Source organism: Gemmatimonadaceae bacterium (genome assembly GCA_036504815.1).
Taxonomy (GTDB): Bacteria; Gemmatimonadota; Gemmatimonadetes; order Gemmatimonadales; family Gemmatimonadaceae; genus PNKL01.
Map to the genome: position 1 here is coordinate 348282 of DASXUN010000012.1, position 17899 is coordinate 366180.

General features: G+C 68.7%; 13 protein-coding genes and 1 other RNA gene. 9 read left to right on the plus strand and 5 right to left on the minus strand.

The window, feature by feature from the left end:
- The first annotated feature begins 8 nt into the window (after nucleotides 1-8).
- Genes VGJ96_06795 through ppdK form a run of 5 tightly spaced genes read left to right on the plus strand, consistent with a single transcriptional unit; the run spans nucleotide 9 to nucleotide 7204 of the window.
- Complete coding sequence (locus VGJ96_06795; GenBank protein HEY3286814.1) at nucleotides 9-398, plus strand: hypothetical protein; 390 nt, start codon at nucleotides 9-11, stop codon at nucleotides 396-398.
- A gap of 60 nt (nucleotides 399-458) precedes the next feature.
- Nucleotides 459-821 (plus strand): zf-TFIIB domain-containing protein, encoded by a 363-nt coding sequence (locus tag VGJ96_06800; GenBank protein ID HEY3286815.1) that lies wholly within the window; start codon nucleotides 459-461, stop codon nucleotides 819-821.
- Nucleotides 818-3127, plus strand: coding sequence for a phosphoribosylformylglycinamidine synthase subunit PurL (gene purL / locus VGJ96_06805; protein HEY3286816.1), 2310 nt, complete (start codon nucleotides 818-820; stop codon nucleotides 3125-3127). Before VGJ96_06800 ends, purL begins: the two co-directional genes overlap by 4 nt.
- A complete protein-coding gene (purF, locus tag VGJ96_06810) occupies nucleotides 3127-4503 on the plus strand; it encodes an amidophosphoribosyltransferase (GenBank protein ID HEY3286817.1) in 1377 nt (458 codons plus the stop codon). Before purL ends, purF begins: the two co-directional genes overlap by 1 nt.
- A 34-nt stretch (nucleotides 4504-4537) precedes the next feature.
- Nucleotides 4538-7204: a pyruvate, phosphate dikinase gene (gene ppdK, locus VGJ96_06815; protein ID HEY3286818.1), complete on the plus strand. Its 2667-nt coding sequence runs from the start codon at nucleotides 4538-4540 to the stop codon at nucleotides 7202-7204.
- A gap of 75 nt (nucleotides 7205-7279) precedes the next feature.
- Here ppdK and VGJ96_06820 read toward each other — a convergent pair whose 3' ends face one another.
- Nucleotides 7280-8890 (minus strand): GNAT family N-acetyltransferase, encoded by a 1611-nt coding sequence (locus VGJ96_06820; protein ID HEY3286819.1) that lies wholly within the window; start codon nucleotides 8888-8890, stop codon nucleotides 7280-7282.
- A gap of 178 nt (nucleotides 8891-9068) precedes the next feature.
- On the opposite strand from VGJ96_06820, the gene VGJ96_06825 reads away from it, so the two are divergent.
- The gene (locus VGJ96_06825; protein ID HEY3286820.1) at nucleotides 9069-9494 is read left to right on the plus strand and encodes an OsmC family peroxiredoxin; all 426 of its coding nucleotides are present in this window, start codon (nucleotides 9069-9071) and stop codon (nucleotides 9492-9494) included.
- An 84-nt stretch (nucleotides 9495-9578) separates the two neighbouring features.
- Here the strand turns inward: VGJ96_06825 and VGJ96_06830 are convergent, their stop codons facing one another.
- Nucleotides 9579-12785, minus strand: coding sequence for a glycosyl hydrolase (locus VGJ96_06830; GenBank protein ID HEY3286821.1), 3207 nt, complete (start codon nucleotides 12783-12785; stop codon nucleotides 9579-9581).
- Nucleotides 12786-12912: 127 nt separating this feature from the next.
- Here VGJ96_06830 and VGJ96_06835 point away from each other — a divergent pair, with 127 nt between their 5' ends.
- The 3 genes from VGJ96_06835 (at nucleotide 12913) to VGJ96_06845 (ending at nucleotide 14962) form a co-directional block, all read left to right on the plus strand.
- Complete coding sequence (locus tag VGJ96_06835) at nucleotides 12913-13974, plus strand: DUF1080 domain-containing protein (GenBank protein HEY3286822.1); 1062 nt, start codon at nucleotides 12913-12915, stop codon at nucleotides 13972-13974.
- Nucleotides 13975-14040: 66 nt separating this feature from the next.
- Complete coding sequence (locus tag VGJ96_06840) at nucleotides 14041-14244, plus strand: DUF350 domain-containing protein (GenBank protein HEY3286823.1); 204 nt, start codon at nucleotides 14041-14043, stop codon at nucleotides 14242-14244.
- Nucleotides 14245-14251: 7 nt separating this feature from the next.
- Nucleotides 14252-14962 carry a transglycosylase SLT domain-containing protein gene (locus VGJ96_06845; GenBank protein ID HEY3286824.1) on the plus strand — a complete coding sequence of 237 codons (711 nt, stop codon included), beginning with the start codon at nucleotides 14252-14254 and terminating at the stop codon, nucleotides 14960-14962.
- A 19-nt stretch (nucleotides 14963-14981) separates the two neighbouring features.
- Here the strand turns inward: VGJ96_06845 and VGJ96_06850 are convergent, their stop codons facing one another.
- From VGJ96_06850 to VGJ96_06860, 3 genes are all read right to left on the minus strand, one after another.
- Nucleotides 14982-15413: a hypothetical protein gene (locus VGJ96_06850; protein ID HEY3286825.1), complete on the minus strand. Its 432-nt coding sequence runs from the start codon at nucleotides 15411-15413 to the stop codon at nucleotides 14982-14984.
- A gap of 355 nt (nucleotides 15414-15768) precedes the next feature.
- Nucleotides 15769-16131, minus strand: a transfer-messenger RNA (tmRNA) gene (gene ssrA / locus VGJ96_06855).
- Nucleotides 16132-16290: 159 nt separating this feature from the next.
- The gene (locus tag VGJ96_06860) at nucleotides 16291-17898 is read right to left on the minus strand and encodes a diguanylate cyclase (GenBank protein ID HEY3286826.1); all 1608 of its coding nucleotides are present in this window, start codon (nucleotides 17896-17898) and stop codon (nucleotides 16291-16293) included.
- Nucleotide 17899 lies beyond the last annotated feature (1 nt).

Sequence of the window (17899 nt, forward strand, 5' to 3'; positions counted from 1 at the left end):
GAGCGACCATGCGACGCGCCTTCCTACTTCTTTTTCTCTCCGCCACTCCGCTCGCCGCCCAGGCGGTCATCGACCCGGGCATGGCGAAGGCCGTGGTCGTCCAGCGCCTCGGCGCGCCTGCCATCGAGCGCAGCAGCGGCGACGCGAGCTACCTGTTCTACAAGAACGGTTGCGAGCGCACGTGCGGCATGAATGACGTCGTCGTGCTCGAGAAGGGCGCGGTGGTTGACGCGGTCTTTCGTTCGGCGAAACGCCGCTACAGCGGCACGAGTTCCTCGCCGCGCATGATTCCGGCCGCCGAGGCGATCAAGGCCAAGCCGACCGCACCGCCGGCGGCCCCCGACGCACCGATCACCATCCAGTTGAAGGGACGCAAGCCCTCGCCGGCTGGCGCCTGATCCGCATCCCCCTGGCGGCTCCCCGCCCCGCCCGATTCACCTCTCCACTTCCGTGCAGCCATGCCTGACCATCACAAGACACATCATCCGGACGACTTCCAGCCGCCACGTCCGGCCGACTTCCGGAAGCCCCGCACCGAGGACGAGTACTTCCTCAAGCTCGACGCCGAGCTGATCAAGGCACACCGCGCCCGCCTCGACGCCGAGCGCAAGCACGCGGAGCGCCACGCGTCGCACAATAAGTGCCCCAAGTGCGGCGCCGACCTGCAGCCGACGAAGCACGGCCACATCATGATCGACGTCTGTCCGAGCTGCAAAGGCGTGTGGCTCGATGCCGGCGAGCTCGAGATGATCGAGCACGTGCAGGAATCCAAGGTCGGCACCTTCCTTTCGGACCTCCTGAAGGGCCTCAGCCAAAAGTGACCGCGACTCCACGCCCCGGCGATCCCGTCATCACCCCCGCGCTCGTCGCCGAGCACGGGCTCACCGCCGACGAGTTTGAGCGCCTGCGCGCCATGCTTGGCCGCGAACCCACGTTCACCGAACTTGGCATCATCTCGGCGCTGTGGAGCGAGCACTGCTCGTACAAGCACTCGCGCCCGGTGCTCAAGACGCTGCCCACCACGGCCCCGTACGTGCTGCAGGGGCCCGGCGAGAACGCCGGCGTCATCAGCATCGGCGACGGGCTGGCCGTCGCGTTCAAGATCGAGTCGCACAACCATCCCTCGGCGGTCGAACCGTATCAGGGCGCGGCCACCGGCGTGGGCGGCATCCTGCGCGACGTGTTCACGATGGGCGCGCGCCCGATTGCCATGCTCAACTCGCTCCGTTTCGGGTCGCTCGACACGCCGCGGGTCCGCTACCTGGTGGGCGGCGTCGTCAAGGGCATCGGCGATTACGGCAACTGCGTCGGCATTCCCACGGTCGCCGGCGATGTGATGTTCGACGCGGCGTACGAGGGAAATCCCCTCGTCAACGCCATGTGCGTCGGCATCCTCCGCGAGGAGGACCTGATCCGCGCCAAGGCCGAGGGCGTGGGCAATCCCATCATTGCGGTGGGCGCCCGTACCGGGCGCGACGGCATCCACGGCGCGTCCTTCGCGTCCGAGGACCTGAGCGACTCCAACGACGCCAAGCGCCCGCGCGTGCAGGTGGGCGATCCCTTCACGGAGAAGCTGCTGCTCGAGGCGTCGCTCGAGCTGATCACCAGCGGCCACATCGTGGCCATTCAGGACATGGGAGCCGCCGGCCTCACGTCGTCGTCGGCCGAGATGGCCGAGCGCGGCGAGGTGGGCGTCACCATCGACACGCGCAAGGTGCCGCAACGCGAACCGGGCATGACGCCGTACGAGATCCTGCTCAGCGAGTCGCAGGAGCGCATGCTCGTCGTCGCCAAGCAAGGGCACGAAGACGGCGTGAAGCAGATCCTGACCAAGTGGGACCTGACGGCTGAGGTGATTGGCGAGGTCATCGCCGAGCCGGTCTATCGCGTGACTGAGGGCGACCACATCGTCGCCGAGTTCCCCGGCACGCGCCTCGTCACCGACTGCCCGCAGTACCATCCGGAAGCGCGCGAGGCCGACGAGGCCGTGGCGCGCCGCACGCGCGACGTGCACGCGATTGCGGAGCGCCCCGAGGAAGCCGATCCGGCATGGACCCTCGAGCGCCTGCTCGAGTCGCCCACGATCGCGAGCAAGCGCTGGATCACCACGCAGTACGACTCGACGGTGCGCACGAACACGGTGATGGGCCCGGGCGAAGGTGACGCGGCCGTTATTCGTATTCGAGGCACGCGCAAGGCGATTGCCCTCAAGACCGACTGCAACGGCCGCTACGTCTATCTCGACCCGCGCGTCGGCGGCCGCATTGCGGTTGCCGAGGCCGCGCGCAACGTGGCCTGCACCGGCGCGCGTCCGATGGCCATCACGAACTGCCTCAACTTCGGCAATCCCAAGAAGCCCGACGTCTTTTTCCAGTTCCGCGAGGCCGTCTTTGGCATGGGCGATGCCTGCCGCGCGCTGGGAACGCCCGTGACGGGCGGAAACGTCTCGCTGTACAACGAGAATCCGCAGGGCGCGGTCTACCCCACGCCGGTCATCGGCATGGTGGGACTGATTGACGACGTGAAGCATGTCACCCGCGCCCCGTTCAGCGCCGAGGGACACAGCATCGTGCTGCTCGGCGACAACACCGCCGAACTCGGCGGCAGTGAATACCTCGCGTGGGTGCACGGCGTGGTGGCCGGCGCCCCGCCGGCCTGCAACCTCGAGGCGGAGAAGCGGCTCGTCGACGCGCTCCTCGCCGCCATCGGCGCCGGGCAGGTGGCGTCGGCGCACGACTGCTCCGAGGGCGGCCTGGCCGTGGCGCTCGCTGAGTGCTGCATCTCGAGGGAGGCGCGTCCGCTTGGCGCCCAGGTGGACCTGTCGGCCTGGTCGTCGCTCCCGCTCCGCGCCCTGCTCTTCGGCGAGGCACAGGGTCGTGTGGTCGTCTCCACCACCGACCCGTCCGCGGTGGTCGCCATGGCGAAGGCGCACGGCGTGCCAGCCGCCGTCATTGGGACGGTTCGCAGTGCCGGCGCCGGCCTCGTCATCACGGTGGGCGACCGGGGCATCCGCGCCTCGACGGCCCGACTGTCGCAGGCATTTCATGGCGCGCTCCCTCGTGCGATGCAGCGCGCCGCCGCCGAGGTCGTCACCGAAGACCCGGCGCTGGTCGGAGGGACTCGCTGATGTGCGGCATCTTTGGCATCAAGGGCAGCCCTGACGCGGCGCGCATCACGCACCTCGGCCTCTACTCGCTGCAGCATCGTGGGCAGGAGTCGGCCGGCATCGTCTCCGTATCGGAAGACGGCACGGCGCAGACCGTGCGCAAGATGGGACTCGTATCCGACGGCTTCGAGGAAGAACGGATCGCCCTGCTCGACGGCCCGACCGCCATCGGGCACACCCGCTACTCGACCGCCGGCACGAGCACGATCGACAATGCCCAGCCGGTCTTCGTGCGCTTCCGCGGCGGACACATTGCGCTGGCGCACAACGGCAACCTCACCAACGCCGTGCAGCTGCGCGAGGCGCTCGAGGCGGAGGGCTCGATCTTCGCGTCCAGCATGGACAGCGAAGTGATCGTGCACCGCATCGCGAAATCGCGCGCCGCCAAGCCGGAGGAGCAATTGGCGGATGCGCTCACGGGCGTGGAAGGCGCGTTCTCGCTGGTGGTCGTCATTGGCACGACGCTGCTCGCCGCGCGGGATCCGCACGGTTGGCGTCCGCTGGTCATTGGCCGGCTCGGCGATGCGTGGGTCTTTGCGTCCGAAACGTGCGCCCTCGACATCGTGGGAGCCAGCATCGTGCGCGATGTGAGCGCCGGCGAAATCGTCGCGGTGGACGCCGACGGCCTGCGGTCGCTGACCTTCGCCGCGCCGGGTCCGCTGCACCGGTGCGTCTTCGAGTACATCTACTTCGCGCGCCCCGACAGCCAGGTCTTCGGCGGGTCGGTGGACCGGGCGCGTCGCGCGCTCGGCCGGCAACTGGCCAAGGAACAGCCCGCGCCCGGCGCCGACATCGTCTTTGCGGTGCCGGACTCGTCAAACGCGGCGGCGCTCGGCTACGCCGAGGCATCGGGGCTGCGCCTCGAGCACGCGCTCATTCGCAACCACTACGTCGGGCGGACCTTCATTCAGCCGACGCAGGCCGGGCGCGACGCGAAGGTGAAGGTGAAGTACAACGCCGTGCGCGAAGTGCTCGATGGCAAGAGCGTCGTGATGGTGGACGATTCCATCGTGCGCGGCACGACGACGCGCGGCCTCGTGGCGCTGCTGCGCGGCGCCGGCGCCCGCGAGGTGCACATGCGGGTGTCGTCGCCGCCAATCACCGGTCCATGCTACTACGGCATCGACACGCCGGAGCGCGAGCAGCTGATCGCCGCCAACATGTCGGTGGCCGAGATCGCCCGTGCCATCGGCGTTGACTCCCTCGGGTATCTCTCGCTGGATGGCATGCTCGGCGCCGTCCCCGACGGACCGGATGGCTTCTGCCACGCCTGTTTCTCCGGCCAGTATCCCACGCAGCCCCCCTTGGACATCAAGCGCTACCGGTCCGGCATCTGACGCCTGATCGCCATCCCCTTGGAGGGGCTGCCCCGTGACGCAAAAGGTCTTTTTCTTTGGCGATGGCCGCGCGGAAGGGACGCGCGAATGGAAGGATCTTCTCGGCGGGAAAGGGGCAAACCTCGCGGAGATGACGAACATTGGCATCCCGGTGCCTCCGGGGTTCACGATTTCGTGCCCGATGTGCGACGCCTATCTGGCCGACGGCAAGATACCGGATGGCCTGCAGGAGGAAGTCGAAGCCGCGATCAGCCGCCTCGAAGCGTCGATCGGCCGCCAGTTCGGCAGCGTCGAACACCCGCTGCTCGTCTCGGTGCGCAGCGGCGCGCGCGTCTCGATGCCTGGGATGATGGAGACGATCCTCAACCTCGGCCTCAACGACCAGACGGTCGAGGGGCTCGCCAGGGAGAGCGGCAACCCGCGCTTCGCCTGGGATTCCTACCGCCGCTTCCTGCAGATGTACGGCGAAGTCGTGCTCGGCGCGTCGGCGCACCTGTTTGAATCGCTGCTCGCCGCCAAGCGCATGGTGTCTGACGTCAAGAACGACTCCGACGTCCCGGTCGAACTGCTGCAGGCGCTCGTCGTCGAGTACAAGGCGCTCATTCGGTCGCACACGGGGCGTCCCTTCCCGATGGAGCCGCGCGAGCAGCTGTGGGGTGCCATCCAGGCGGTCTGGCGCTCGTGGATGATCCGGCGGGCCGTGGACTACCGGCGCCAGTACAACATCGCCGAGGCGCCGGGAACGGCGGTCAACATCTGCTCGATGGTCTTTGGCAACCTCGGCACCGACTCCGGCACCGGCGTTGCCTTCACGCGCGACCCCTCCACGGGCGAGAAGCGGTTCTACGGCGAATTCCTCGTGGACGCGCAGGGCGAGGACGTCGTGGCCGGCATTCGCACCCCGCTCGCCATTTCCGAGATGGCGCGGCTCTGGCCGGGTCCGTACCAGCAACTGATGGAAGTGCAGGAGAAGCTCGAGCGCCACTTCCGTGACATGCAGGACCTCGAGTTCACGGTGGAGCGCGGCAAGCTCTTCCTGCTGCAGACACGCAACGGCAAGCGCACCGTGGGCGCCGCGGTCCGCATCGCGCGCGACATGGTGGGCGAGGGGCTCATCACGCAGGGCGAAGCGGTGCGCCGCGTGCAGCCCAACCAACTCGACCAGTTGCTGCACCCCGTCATCGACACCGGGCGCGGTCACACGCCCATCGCTACCGGCCTGCCGGCGAGCCCTGGCGCCGCGAGTGGCGTCGCGGTGTTCGACGCCGACGTCGCCGAGATGCACGCGAAGAAGGGCGACAAGGTCATCCTGATCCGGGACGAGACCACGCCCGATGACTTCCACGGGATCGTGGCGGCCCGCGCCGTGCTCACCGCCCGCGGCGGCATGACCAGCCACGCGGCCGTGGTCGCGCGCGGGATGGGCAAGTGCGCCGTCGTCGGCTGCGGCGCCCTCAAGGTGGACGCCGTGCATCGGCAGTTCAGTGTCGGCGACACGATCGTGCGCGAGGGCGAGTGGCTCACGGTGGACGGCGCCTCCGGCCACGTCTACGTGGGCGACCTGCCGACGCAGCCAAGCGAAGTGATGCGCGTGATGCTCGGCGAACTGCCGCCGGACAGCGCGCCCGTCTACCAGGCGTACAGCGACATCCTCGGCTGGGCCGACGGCGTGCGGCGACTGAAGGTGCGCACCAACGCCGATACCCCGCATGACGCGCGTCAGGCGCGCCAGTTCGGCGCTGAGGGGATCGGGCTCTGCCGCACGGAGCACATGTTCTTCGAAGGCGATCGCATCACGTCCATGCGTGAGATGATCTGTGCGCACGACGAAGCGGGCCGGCGGCGGGCGCTGGCCAAGCTGCTGCCGATGCAGCGGGCCGACTTCGAGGGGATTTTCGAGGCGATGGACGGTCTCCCCGTCACCATCCGCCTCCTCGATCCGCCGCTGCACGAGTTCCTTCCCCATGGCGGCGGCGAAGAGGCCAAGCTGCTGGCGCGCACGCTCGGCGTCACCCGGCAGGAACTGACGCACGTCATCGAGTCGCTGCGCGAGACAAATCCGATGCTCGGGCATCGGGGCTGTCGCCTGGGCATCACGTATCCCGAGATCACGGAGATGCAGGCCCGTGCGATCTTCGAGGCCGCCGCGCACGTCACCGCGCGGGGCGTGAAGGTGCTCCCCGAAGTGATGGTGCCGCTCGTGGGGTCGTTCCGCGAGTTCGAGAACCAGCGCGCCATCATCGACCGCATCGCCGCCACCGTGGCCAAGGAGACCGGCGTCGAGGTGCCCTTCCTCACCGGCACGATGATCGAGCTTCCGCGCGCCGCGCTCACCGCCGACGAGATCGCCGGTGCCGGCGCGCAGTTCTTCTCCTTCGGCACCAACGACCTGACGCAGACGACGCTCGGGCTCAGCCGCGACGACGCCGGTCGATTTGTGCCGTTCTACGTGGAGCGCGGGGTCTTCCCCAACGACCCGTTCCAGGTCCTCGACGTGGACGGTGTGGGCAAGCTGATCACCTATGCCGTGCGCGAGGGGCGCAAGGTGCAGGCGAAACTCAAGGTGGGCATCTGCGGCGAGCACGGCGGGGAGCCGCGCTCCATCGCCTTCTGCCACGAGCAGGGGCTTGATTACGTGAGCTGTTCGCCGTTCCGCGTGCCGATTGCCCGGCTCGCGGCGGCGCACGCCGCGCTCGAATAGGCAACCTGGAGCGTCGCTCGGCCGGGCCCCGCGCATTCCGCGCGGCCCGGCCGAGTGCTTTTGCGACGCGGCGGACTACGAAGAGAGCGATCGGCTCAGGACGCGCGCCAAGTTGTCGGCCATCGGCGCCACCGCGGCGGTGTCGAAGTCGCCCATGAACGACGTCTGCAGCCACTGTCGCGCGCGCAGGTAGCCGCTCTCCCAGCTGATCGCGAAGCCGGCGTTGTGCATGCGCGCGGCGAGTTCCGACGTGTCGCGCGCCGAGCCCGCCTGCCACGTCGCCACCGAGGGCGATGCATCGGCACCGGACACGAGCGGCTCGTGCCCGCTCGCCGCCATCCGCGCCCGCAGCACGCCATCGGCCGCGACGATCGCGGCGTACCGGGCGGTCCAGTCGGTCGTCGCGAGCGCCGTGGCCAACGCGCCCACGAGCATCGATGACTGCGTGTACGGCACGCCATCACCGTCGAGGTAACGCGCCAGGTCGAGATAGCGCGGCATGGACTCCTCGCCCGACTGCGGCAGCTCGTCGCAGCAGACGACGGACAGCCCGGCCACCGCGCCCAGCGCCTTGCCGCTCACGGCTGCGGCGAACGACACCCCGTCCAGCGTGAGGGGCACCGAGCCCACGCTCGAAGCCACGTCGAGCGCGAGCCTAGCCCCCACCACGCCACCGGCCTCGCGGAGCGCGTCGAGGTCGTTGAGCATGCCCGTGCTCGTCTCGTGGTGGACCATCCAGATCCATCCGGCGCCAATGCGTCGCGCGGCCTTGATTACGCGGTCCATCGGCAGCGGCGATCCCCACGGCACGCGCACCGCCTCGTGCTCGATGCGGTGCCGCCGCGCGTGATCGACCAGTCGCTCGCCAAACTCGCCGTTCGAGCAGACCACGGCGGGCGCACCGTCGCGCGCCAGCTGCGCCGCCACCGCGTCGTTGGCCAGCGTGCCCGATCCGGAGAAGACCGCCACGTGCCGTGCGCCGATCAGCGAGAAGAGCGAGCGCCGGATCTGGGCCAGGTCTTCGGCGAACTCCGGCGAGCGATGCGAGCGCAACGGCCCCTCGACACGCCGGCGCACCTCCGGCGACAACGTCACCGGTCCCGTAAGGAACATCGCGGGCTCGGCGCTGCGGTCGGAGGTGAGCCCGAGGAAAGAACCGGCATGCGCCACCGCCGCCTCGCGCGTGACGTACATCGGCTGAAAGGCGGCCTCTTCGGTGCCGACCAGCGGCCCGAACGGGACGAAGCCCATATGGGTGTACAGTTTCAGCTGCCGCGTCGTCGCCGAGATGACCGCCATGTCGAGCCCGCGCACCTCGCACTCCTCGACGAGGCGCATCAGAAGGGCGCGCAGCACCACGCCGTGGCGGTAGCCGGGCTCCACCGCGAGCAGGCGGATTTCGCATGGCTTCCATCCGGCCGGCAGGTAACGGTCCAGATCCGGCAGCTTGGCGTCGAGCGAGAACGGGCGCTCGTCGCGCAGGGCCAGCATTCCCGCCAGCTTGTCGCCATCGCGGACCACGAAGAAAGTCGAGACCCCCTCAAAACGGTCGACGAGGCGGCCGTCCTGACGGGGGGCATGTTGGGGAATCTCGGTTACGAACGTCTGGTGATTCAGCCGGCGGATGTCGTCGAGATCCGCGTCGGTAGCGATGCGGACCGTCAGGGCGGCACTTGCCTCTCGCATGTCTCCTCCGGGTGGCGAGGGTCGGAGGCCCTGTACGGCACGGCCCCCCCGGAACACGCCAGATAACGTAGCACGCCGCGCCCGAAGCGATAGGATGCCGGACGGGCACGCACGCCGCGACTGAAGCGTTAGTTTTGTAGGCACCGGCACTCACATCACGATCAGGAGATCTCTTCATATGGATCGCAAGGCAGAAGCGCAGTGGTTCGGCGACCTCAAGTCCGGCAAGGGGACGATGGCGGTCGGAAGCGGCGCATTCAGCGGGCCCTACTCGTTCATCAGCCGTTTTGAAGGGAGCAAGGACACGAACCCCGAGGAACTGCTCGGCGCCGCGCACGCGGCCTGCTTCTCGATGGCGCTCTCCAACACGCTCGCGCAGCGCGGCAAGCCCGTCACGAACGTCACGACGACCGCCGTCGTGACCGCCGACAAGACGGAGGCCGGCTTCGCCATCACGAAGATTGCGCTCACCACGCGCGGCATCGTCCCCGGCCTCTCGGCCGAGGAGTTCAAGAAGGTGGCGGAAGAGACGAAGACGGGCTGCATTGTGTCGCGCGCGCTCGCGGCGGTGCCGATGACGCTGGACGCCGATCTCGTCGGCTGAGCCTCGGCATCGTTCAACGCAGCATTGCACGACGGGCTCCCGGCGCGATGCCGGGAGCCCGTCGTGTTTCGCCGTGGCCACGCGTTAGGGCTGCACCGCGCACCCCGCCGCCTTCGCGCACTTCGGATCCACGGGCGGCAGCTTGAGACGCGCCGCCTCCTTGTTGAACGCCACAAGGTCCGTCTTCCACACCTGCGCCAGCCGGTCGGTCTGCACCTTCAGCTGACCCGACTGGATGTTAAGGATCTCCGGAATGTTCGACGTGGGTCGCCCGTCACCCGTGCTGACCGCCCGCAGCAGCGAGGCCAGCCGGTTGTTGATCTTGATCGGGAAGTTCAGGGGATCCTGGCCGCTCTGGTTCTGCACCTGATAGATGTCGTCCTCGACGTCGGCCGCGTTCGACGTGAGCCGACTGCCGGCTCCCTGCAACGCGTCATCGCTCGCGCGCGTCAGCCGGTCGGCCACCTGCGCCCTCACGTTGCGAATATCGATGACGGCCTGGTTCGCCTCGCTCACCTTGTCGCGGATGCGGATCGCAAGGTCGAACTGCGCCTGCAGGTCCGCATCCGTCGCCTCGTTGTTCCACGGATTGCGCTTCACCGTGAGCGGCTGGTTCTGCGTGTGGCCGTCCACGTTGAGCCGCACGGTGTATGTCGCCGGCGGCGCCGCCGGTCCGGCGGTGGTCGCGCCCCACAGGATCATCCCCGGGAAGGTCGTGGCCCCTGCAGAGTTCAGGTCCCACGTGAACCGGTGCAGCCCGGCAGTCTTCGGCGGCGGCGCGCTGACGGCGAAGCGGCGTCCACCCCCCGCCGCCGGCGCGACCGCCGCCGTGTCGGGGGTGAAACTGCGGATGACGTTCCCTTTCGCGTCCAGCACATCGATGACCACCGACTTCGCCGGCGTCTTGAGCCAGTAGTTGATGACCGCGCCGGTCGCCGACCGGTACGCCACCGCCGGCGCGAACAGATACGGCTCCGCCGCCGCCGCAATCGCCGGCGTCACCTGCCGCAGCGCCGACGCGTTGTCGAGCACCCAGAAGCCGCGGCCGTGCGTGGCGACCACCAGCTCGTTCTCCTTGACGAGCAGGTCGGAGACCGGCGCGTCGGGCATGTTGAGCCGCAGGGAGCTCCAGTGCGCGCCCTCGTCATGGGACACGTACACCCCGTGCTGCGCCGCGGCATAGAGCAGCCCGCGACGCCTCGGATCCTCGCGCACCGTGTGCACATAGTCATCGGCCCGAATGCCGGCGACGATCTTCGTCCACGTCTTGCCGTAGTCCGCCGTGCGGAAGATGTACGGCGCCTTGTCGTCCATCAGCGGCCGCCGCACCGAGACATACGCGGCCCCGTCGTTGAACGCCGACGCGTCGATCATGCTCACGCGCCCGAACGCCGGCATCTCCCGGGGCGTCACGTTCGTCCATGTCACGCCGCCGTCGCGCGTCACGTGCACCAACCCGTCGTCCGAACCGGCCCAGAGCACGTTCGTGTTCTTCTTGCCCGGGCCGAGCGCGAAGATCACCGCGTAGACCTCCGGGCCGTTCATGTCGCCCGTGATCGGACCGCCGGACGGCCCCATCGTCTTCGGATCGTGGCGCGTCAGGTCACCGCTGATCGCCTTCCACGTCTTGCCGCCATCCGGCGTCATCCAGACGCGCTGCGACGAGACGTACAGCAGGTTCGGATTGGCCGGCGAGAAGATCACCGGGTACGTCCACTGCCAGCGCTCGCGGATCTCGCGCGACGGTTCGCCGGAGTACATCCACGGATACGGATTGACCTCTCGCCCCTGCCCCAGGCGCCGGTCGTACTTGTCGAGGAATCCGCCGTTGTTGGTGCCGGCAAAGTAGATGTCCGGATTCTTCGGGTCGGGCGCCATGTAGCCGGGCTCACCGCCGCCCGCCGTGTACCAGAGCTGCGGCGCGCGTCCCTCCGGCAGCCCCTCGATCTGCCGGCCGCGCGCTGGGCCGAGGTTCCAGTTGAACGGAATGCACAACGTCGTGTTGTCCTGTTGCGAGCCGCACAGGTGATACGGGATGTGCGCCGTCGTGGCGATGCGATAGAACTGCTCGGTCGGGTAGTCCTCCTCGCTCCACCGCTGGCCGCCGTTCATCGACACCGCACCGCCACCGTCGTTGCCAATCACGAGGTGCTGCGGATCATCGGGATCGACCCACAGGTCATGGAAGTCGCCGTGCGTCCCGCTGCCCACCGACGTCATCGTCTTGCCCTGATCCGTCGACCGGAACGCGCTCGTGTTCAGCATGTACACGGCGTCCGCATTCTTCGGGTCGGCCGTCACATGCGTGTAATAGAACGCGCGCTGGCGCACATTGCGGTTGTCGGTCGTGAGGGACCACGTCGCCCCCGCGTCATCCGACTTGAACAATCCGCCCTTCGCATTCTCCACCAGCGCGTACACCCGGTTCGGGTTCGCCGGCGACACCGCCACGCCACTGCGGCCAATCAGCCCCGCCGGCAGGCCAGGATTGCGCGTGATCTCCGTCCACGTCTCGCCGCCATCGGTGCTCTTGAACAGTCCGCTCCCCGTGCCGCCCGACGACATCGTGTATTCCTTGCGGTACGCCTCCCACAGCGCCGCGTACAGCACGTTGGGGTTCGTGCGGTCGACGGTCAGGTCGATCGCGGCGGTGGAGTCATTGCGGAAGAGCACCCGGCGCCACGTCCGACCGCCATCGGTGCTCTTGAACACCCCGCGTTCCGCGTTCGGCGCCGAGTGCTTGCCGAAGGCGGCCACCCAGATGATGTCCGGGTTGGTGGGATGGATGCGAATCTTGGCGATGTTCTCCGAGCGCTCGAACCCCACGTGCGTCCACGTCTTCCCCGCATCGGTGGACTTGTAGACGCCGTCGCCGGCCATGATGTTGCCGCGAATGCAGGTCTCGCCCATCCCGATGAACACCAGGTCGGGGTTCGACTCCGAGACGGCCACGGCGCCCACCGACGCCGAACGGACCTGTCCGTCCGTCACCGGCGCCCACGTGTCGCCGCCGTCGGAGGTCTTCCACAGTCCGCCGCCGACCGCGCCGAAGTAGGCCTCCTTGGGACGCCCCTTCACGCCGCTCACCGCGATCGACCGGCCGCCGCGATCGGGCCCGACGTTGCGCCACTTGAGCGCCGCGAGCAGCGACGAATCGGGGAGTCCGTCAACGGCGCTGGCAGACGCGCCACTTGGGCGAGCCTCGAGCGGGCGTTGGCCGACGCCGCCGGTCAGGAACACGGCGCTGGTCAGCGCCAGGACCAGGGGCAACGATCGGGGGATTCGCGGCATGCAGGCACCTCGGTATGGAGACTCTGACGGCGGGTGACCAAACAGAACGAAGCAACGCCCGAGAACGTTGCGGTGCCGCCGCCGTCCTTGCAACGGCATAGATTCTGTCATCCTCATCCGATCCGGTATGCGTCCCACACTGATTGTCTCGCTCGCGGCGCTGCTCGCCGTCCCCGCGCTGGCCGCCGCCCAGGACACACCCTGGCGTCAGCATGACCTGAGCCGTCCGCGCCCGCCCGTGGTGTCGTCGGCGGCCGAACCCGGCGCGCCGCCCAGCGATGCCGTGGTGCTCTTCGACGGCACCTCGCTCGCCGCATGGCGCGGCAACAAGGGCGCAGAGGCGGCGCGCTGGGTGGTGCGCGACGGCTACATGGAAGCGGCGCCGGGGACCGGCGCCATCCAGACCGCGGCACCGCTCGGCGACATGCAACTGCACGTCGAATGGGCCGCGCCCACCCCGGTGAAGGGACGCGGTCAGGGCCGCGGCAACAGCGGCGTGATCATCATGGGGCTGTACGAGGTGCAGATCCTCGACTCGTACGAGAACACGACCTATGCCGATGGGCAGGCCGCCGCCGTGTATGGCCAGTATCCCCCGCTCGTGAACGCCTCCCGGCCGCCGGGCGCGTGGCAGTCTTATGACATCGTCTTTCGCGGGCCGCGGTGGAATGCCGCGGGCGCACTGACGCGACGGGCGCGCCTGACCGTCTTCCACAATGGCGTGCTCGTGCAGGACAATGTGCAACTGTGGGGCGGCACGGCCTGGCTGCGCCATGCGCGCTATGCGCCGCACCCCGACAAGCTCCCGCTCGTGCTGCAGGACCACAGCAACCCGGTCCGTTTCCGCAACATCTGGATGCGCGCGCTCCCCGACGAGCCAGCGACGCCGCCGCGCGCCGGCATCGCGAGCGATCTCCGCCGGGTGCCGCCCGCACGGTTGCGCGCCTATGCCGGCACCTATCGCACGGCCGACGGCGAAAGCTGTCGCGTGATCTTCGTCAACGGCCGGCTCGGCCTGAGCATTTTCGACCGGCCCGACACGATGCCGCTCGTGACGGCGGCCAATGGCGAGTTCACCTTCCAGGAAACCGCCGGTCGGGTGCGGTTCACGCCCGCCTCCGGATCGTCGCCGATCCAGCTCGACGTCTCGGTGGCCGAGGTCGAACGGCACTTTGTGCGTGTGCCATAGCGCACACTTCCGCGCCGGGCCGGTGACCGTAGCTTCTCCGTAGCACCTCACCCGAGGGAACATCGCGTGCAACTCGACATCATCGCGCTCAACCTGCTGTATGCCGTCGCCGGCGTCGTGCTCATGTTCGTGAGCTACCGCGTCATTGATCGCCTGACGCCCGAAGTCAACTTTCCCGCCGAGTTGAGCAAGGGAAACGTCGCGGTGGCCATCGTTGTCGCCTCGATCTTCATGTCCATCGCGTTGATCATCGGCAACGCGCTGAACTAGCGCCGCCATGCCCGCCCCGATCGGCCGCGCTCGGATGGCGTGGCGACATGCGCGCACCGAGGCACGTCGCTTCGTTCGCGTGATGCTCCCCGGCATGGCCCTTGCGCTGGCGTTCCCCCGCTCCGCGCCCACGCAGGACCCGCCGCCGAACGGCGTGCCCGCGCCGGACCCGCCGCGGAACAGCGCGGCCGCGCGGCGCCTGGCCGACCGGAACGCGAGCCGCTTCGACGACACGTTTCGCCGCTACAGCAAGCGCTTCTTCGGCCCCGGGTTTGACTGGCGCCTCTTCAAGGCGCAGGGAATGGCCGAGAGCGGACTCGACCCGAATGCCACGAGCTTCGTCGGCGCGCGCGGGATCATGCAGCTGATGCCCTCGACGTACGCGGGCATCGCCTCGCGGCGCGCCGAGTTTGGGGCGATCAATGACCCCGAGTGGAACATCGCGGCCGGCATCATGCACGATCGCTACCTCTGGAAGCTCTGGAGCCGCACCATCAGCGAGCCGGAGCGGCCGGCCTTCATGTTCGGCAGCTATAACGCCGGCGAGGGAACCATCAAGCGCGCCCAGAGCCGCGCGCTGACCGAGGTCGGCAGCGCCGAGCAGTGGACGCACATCGAACAGGTCGCGCCCAAGGTGCCGCGCTGGCGGTATCGCGAGACGCTCGACTACGTGCGGAAGATCGAGCGATATCACTCGGGGTTCGGCAACCGTCGCTGAACGGCGGTCGGCGCGCCACTCACGCCAGGTTCAATTGCTCCCACTGCACGCTGTAGTGGGTGAGGATGGAGGCGCGTTCTTCGGCTTCCTGCGGCGCGATGCTCACGTACGGGTGCTGGAACACCACCCGGCGCACGCCGCGCCGCACGAGGGCGCGCGTGCAGGCCAGGCAGGGCTCGTGCGTGACGTACGCCACGGCCACGTGACCGTCGCAGAAGCCGAGCGCATTTTCCTCGGCGTGGCTGGTGTGGAGGCATCGCTGGCCCGGCCGGCAGTTGTCCGGCGTGCAGTGTGGCATGCCCGGCAGCGCGCCGTTGAATCCGGCCGAGGCCACGCCACCGTCCGGGCGCAGCAGCACCGCGCCCACCTGCAGGCGGCAACAAGTGCCAAGTCGGCTCAGCTCACACGCCATGCGAAGGAAGACCTGGTCCTTGAGTGCTTGTCGGGTCATTGCCGCAGTCCCTGGGTGGTCGCCGCTTCGCCACCGCGCGGTTCGTCGCGGTGCGGCCGCATTTCGGTTGGACGGATGAGAGTCATCGCAGGCATCGAGAGCTCGCTCGACATCGAATGCGACGGCGCAAAAAATGCGACGGGGCCCCGCACGAGGCAATGATGCTCATCGTCTGGATGTACGTCCGCTCTGCCATCGAGGTCATCGTCGAGGATCGCGCCGCACAGACCGTTGTGATTGCGAGGCAGGGTATGGATTTCATCGTGGCCGAATAGGCCAGGCATCGGCGCCGCCACACGAAACCGCGAGAGGGCGCCCGGTTGGGCGCCCTCTCGCGGTCTGTTCCCCGGTACCACAGTGGAGGCGGAGGGAGTCGAACCCTCGTCTTGCACAGGATCATCCACAGCGTCTACGTGCGTAGCTCACCGATTGATGTTTCCGGCGGCTGGGTGGTGAGCGCCCGACCGACGGATGAGCCCTCTAGAGTTTCGCGATGCCGTCGAGGACGTACGGCCGCGCTATCCCGGATTTGCGATACCTGACGAGCCGCCCCGGGAGGGCTTCCCACCAGGCACTGCTGGGGTAAAGCCTAAGCTTTACGCAGCAAGAGCGAAGTTGTTGTTCGCAGTTAACGTTTCCCAGGCGGTTTTACGAGGAACCCGAGGACCTCGGCACGCAGCCACAGAGCCACCTACACAATCGAAACCAGGTCGCCCCCGACTAACCTTGGTAATATAGCGGCATTCCCAACGGTTGAGGATTGGGAATCCGGATTCGGATGCAGGATAACGACTTAGGATCACGACTGGCGACTTGACGTTCATCGCGGGTCATGGTCCGTAATCGTGGTCCACGATCCCGCTCCGAGTTCCATGTCCTAAGTCAGTCCCGCGACGACCTGGTTCCGGCCGCGATGCTTCGCCGTGTACAGCCGCTGATCCGCGGTCTTGAAGATCGTCGCTCGCCCCTCGCCGCCGGCACGGTAGACGGCGACGCCCATGCTCAGCGTCACGCGAATGGTGACCCCGCCCTGCTCCACGGCCATCGCCTCGATGCGTTGCCGCAGGCGTTCGGCCAGCTCCGCCGCGCCTTCCGCCGACGTCTGCGGCAGGATCAGGGCGAGTTCCTCGCCGCCAATGCGGGCGCAGACGTCGACCGTTCGCACCCCGTCGTGCATCACCTTGGACACCGCGCGCAGCACCGCATCGCCGGCCTCATGCCCGTAGGTGTCGTTGACCTGCTTGAAGAAATCGATGTCACCGATCACCAGCGCGCACGACCCGCCGAAACGGTCGGTTTCCGCCAGCACGCGCTCGAGCTGCTCGTCGAAGTGCCTCCGGTTCCACAACCCCGTGAGCGCATCGGTGCGCGACCGCCGGCTGGCATCGGCCAGTTCCCACGATGCCTCCAGCGCATTCACGGCCAGCGCCGACAGCACGCTCCCGTTGCGAATCTCGAGCGCGCGCAGCACGCCGGGGCGCGATGCGCCGACCAGCAGCGCCCCGATCGTGTGCGACCCGCGCAGCATCGGCAGCACGGCCATGGACCCCGCCACGATGCCGCCGTCATCATCGCGCAACAGCCCGCCGCGCTCGGCGAGAAAGCGGGCATCTTCCCAGAAAGCCGCGGTCCCTTCGATGCAGGCCGCGCCGGCCATCGACCCCGCCGTCACCGCCGAGTCGCGCATCGTCGCCGGCGCGCGGTCGCTCGACGCCGCCACGCGGCCGCTTCGCGCCTCCGCGTCCCAGCGCAGCAATACGGCGAACTCGCCCCCGGTGACCTCCACCGCGTAGTCGCAGAGCGATCGTTCCAGCATCTCCGGTTCGTGCGTGCGCTGCAGGTCGCGCGCAATGCGCAGCAGCGCCCGCGTGAAGCGGCTCTGCCGTGCCACCTCGTTGCGCGTCGAGAAGAGGCTCGCGAGGCGCCCCACCTGCGCCGCGTGCCGCGGCAGCCAGTCGCGCAGCGTGTCGCGGGCCGTCGTTAACCGCTCGGCGGTGGACAGCACGATGGCCCCCATCGGCTCGCCCGAGGCGTAGCGCACCGGACAGATGGCAATGCGCGGCTCGCCGTCGCGCCGCTCGAAGCCCACCATTTGCTCCGCGGCCGACCAGGCGACGAGCGCCCGCTCGGGCGCCGTGCCCCACGTGGCGCCCGGCGGCGGATCGCCAGCGCCCGTCCACGCCACGATGTCGAGCGCCGAAGACTCCAGGCCGAACTGCCGCCAAAGGGAAACTTCCGATGCCCCGTGCTGGCGGGCCACATCCTCGAGATACGGGCGCAACTCGGCCGCCAGTTCGCGGGCGTCGCGCTCCGCCAGCGCCGCCAGGTCCTCACCGCGCAGCACTTGCATGGGGTTGAGCGTCGGACGCACCGGTCCCGACACGCGCGGCGGGGGGCTGCTCACCTCGCGCCGCGATCCCCACCAGCGGCCGGCGACGGCACCGATCGCCAGGCCGATGACCAGGAGCGCGAACGCGGCGCCCACC

Bases quoted from the DNA above. Each gene is read 5' to 3' on its own strand.
- VGJ96_06835 (HEY3286822.1), top strand. From the start codon at position 12,913: ATGCGTCCCACACTGATTGTCTCGCTCGCGGCGCTGCTCGCCGTCCCC.
- VGJ96_06830 (HEY3286821.1), bottom strand. From the start codon at position 12,785: ATGCCGCGAATCCCCCGATCGTTGCCCCTGGTCCTGGCGCTGACCAGC.
- VGJ96_06825 (HEY3286820.1), top strand. From the start codon at position 9,069: ATGGATCGCAAGGCAGAAGCGCAGTGGTTCGGCGACCTCAAGTCCGGC.
- VGJ96_06850 (HEY3286825.1), bottom strand. From the start codon at position 15,413: ATGACCCGACAAGCACTCAAGGACCAGGTCTTCCTTCGCATGGCGTGT.
- VGJ96_06795 (HEY3286814.1), top strand. From the start codon at position 9: ATGCGACGCGCCTTCCTACTTCTTTTTCTCTCCGCCACTCCGCTCGCC.
- VGJ96_06845 (HEY3286824.1), top strand. From the start codon at position 14,252: ATGCCCGCCCCGATCGGCCGCGCTCGGATGGCGTGGCGACATGCGCGC.
- VGJ96_06800 (HEY3286815.1), top strand. From the start codon at position 459: ATGCCTGACCATCACAAGACACATCATCCGGACGACTTCCAGCCGCCA.
- VGJ96_06820 (HEY3286819.1), bottom strand. From the start codon at position 8,890: ATGCGAGAGGCAAGTGCCGCCCTGACGGTCCGCATCGCTACCGACGCG.
- purF (HEY3286817.1), top strand. From the start codon at position 3,127: ATGTGCGGCATCTTTGGCATCAAGGGCAGCCCTGACGCGGCGCGCATC.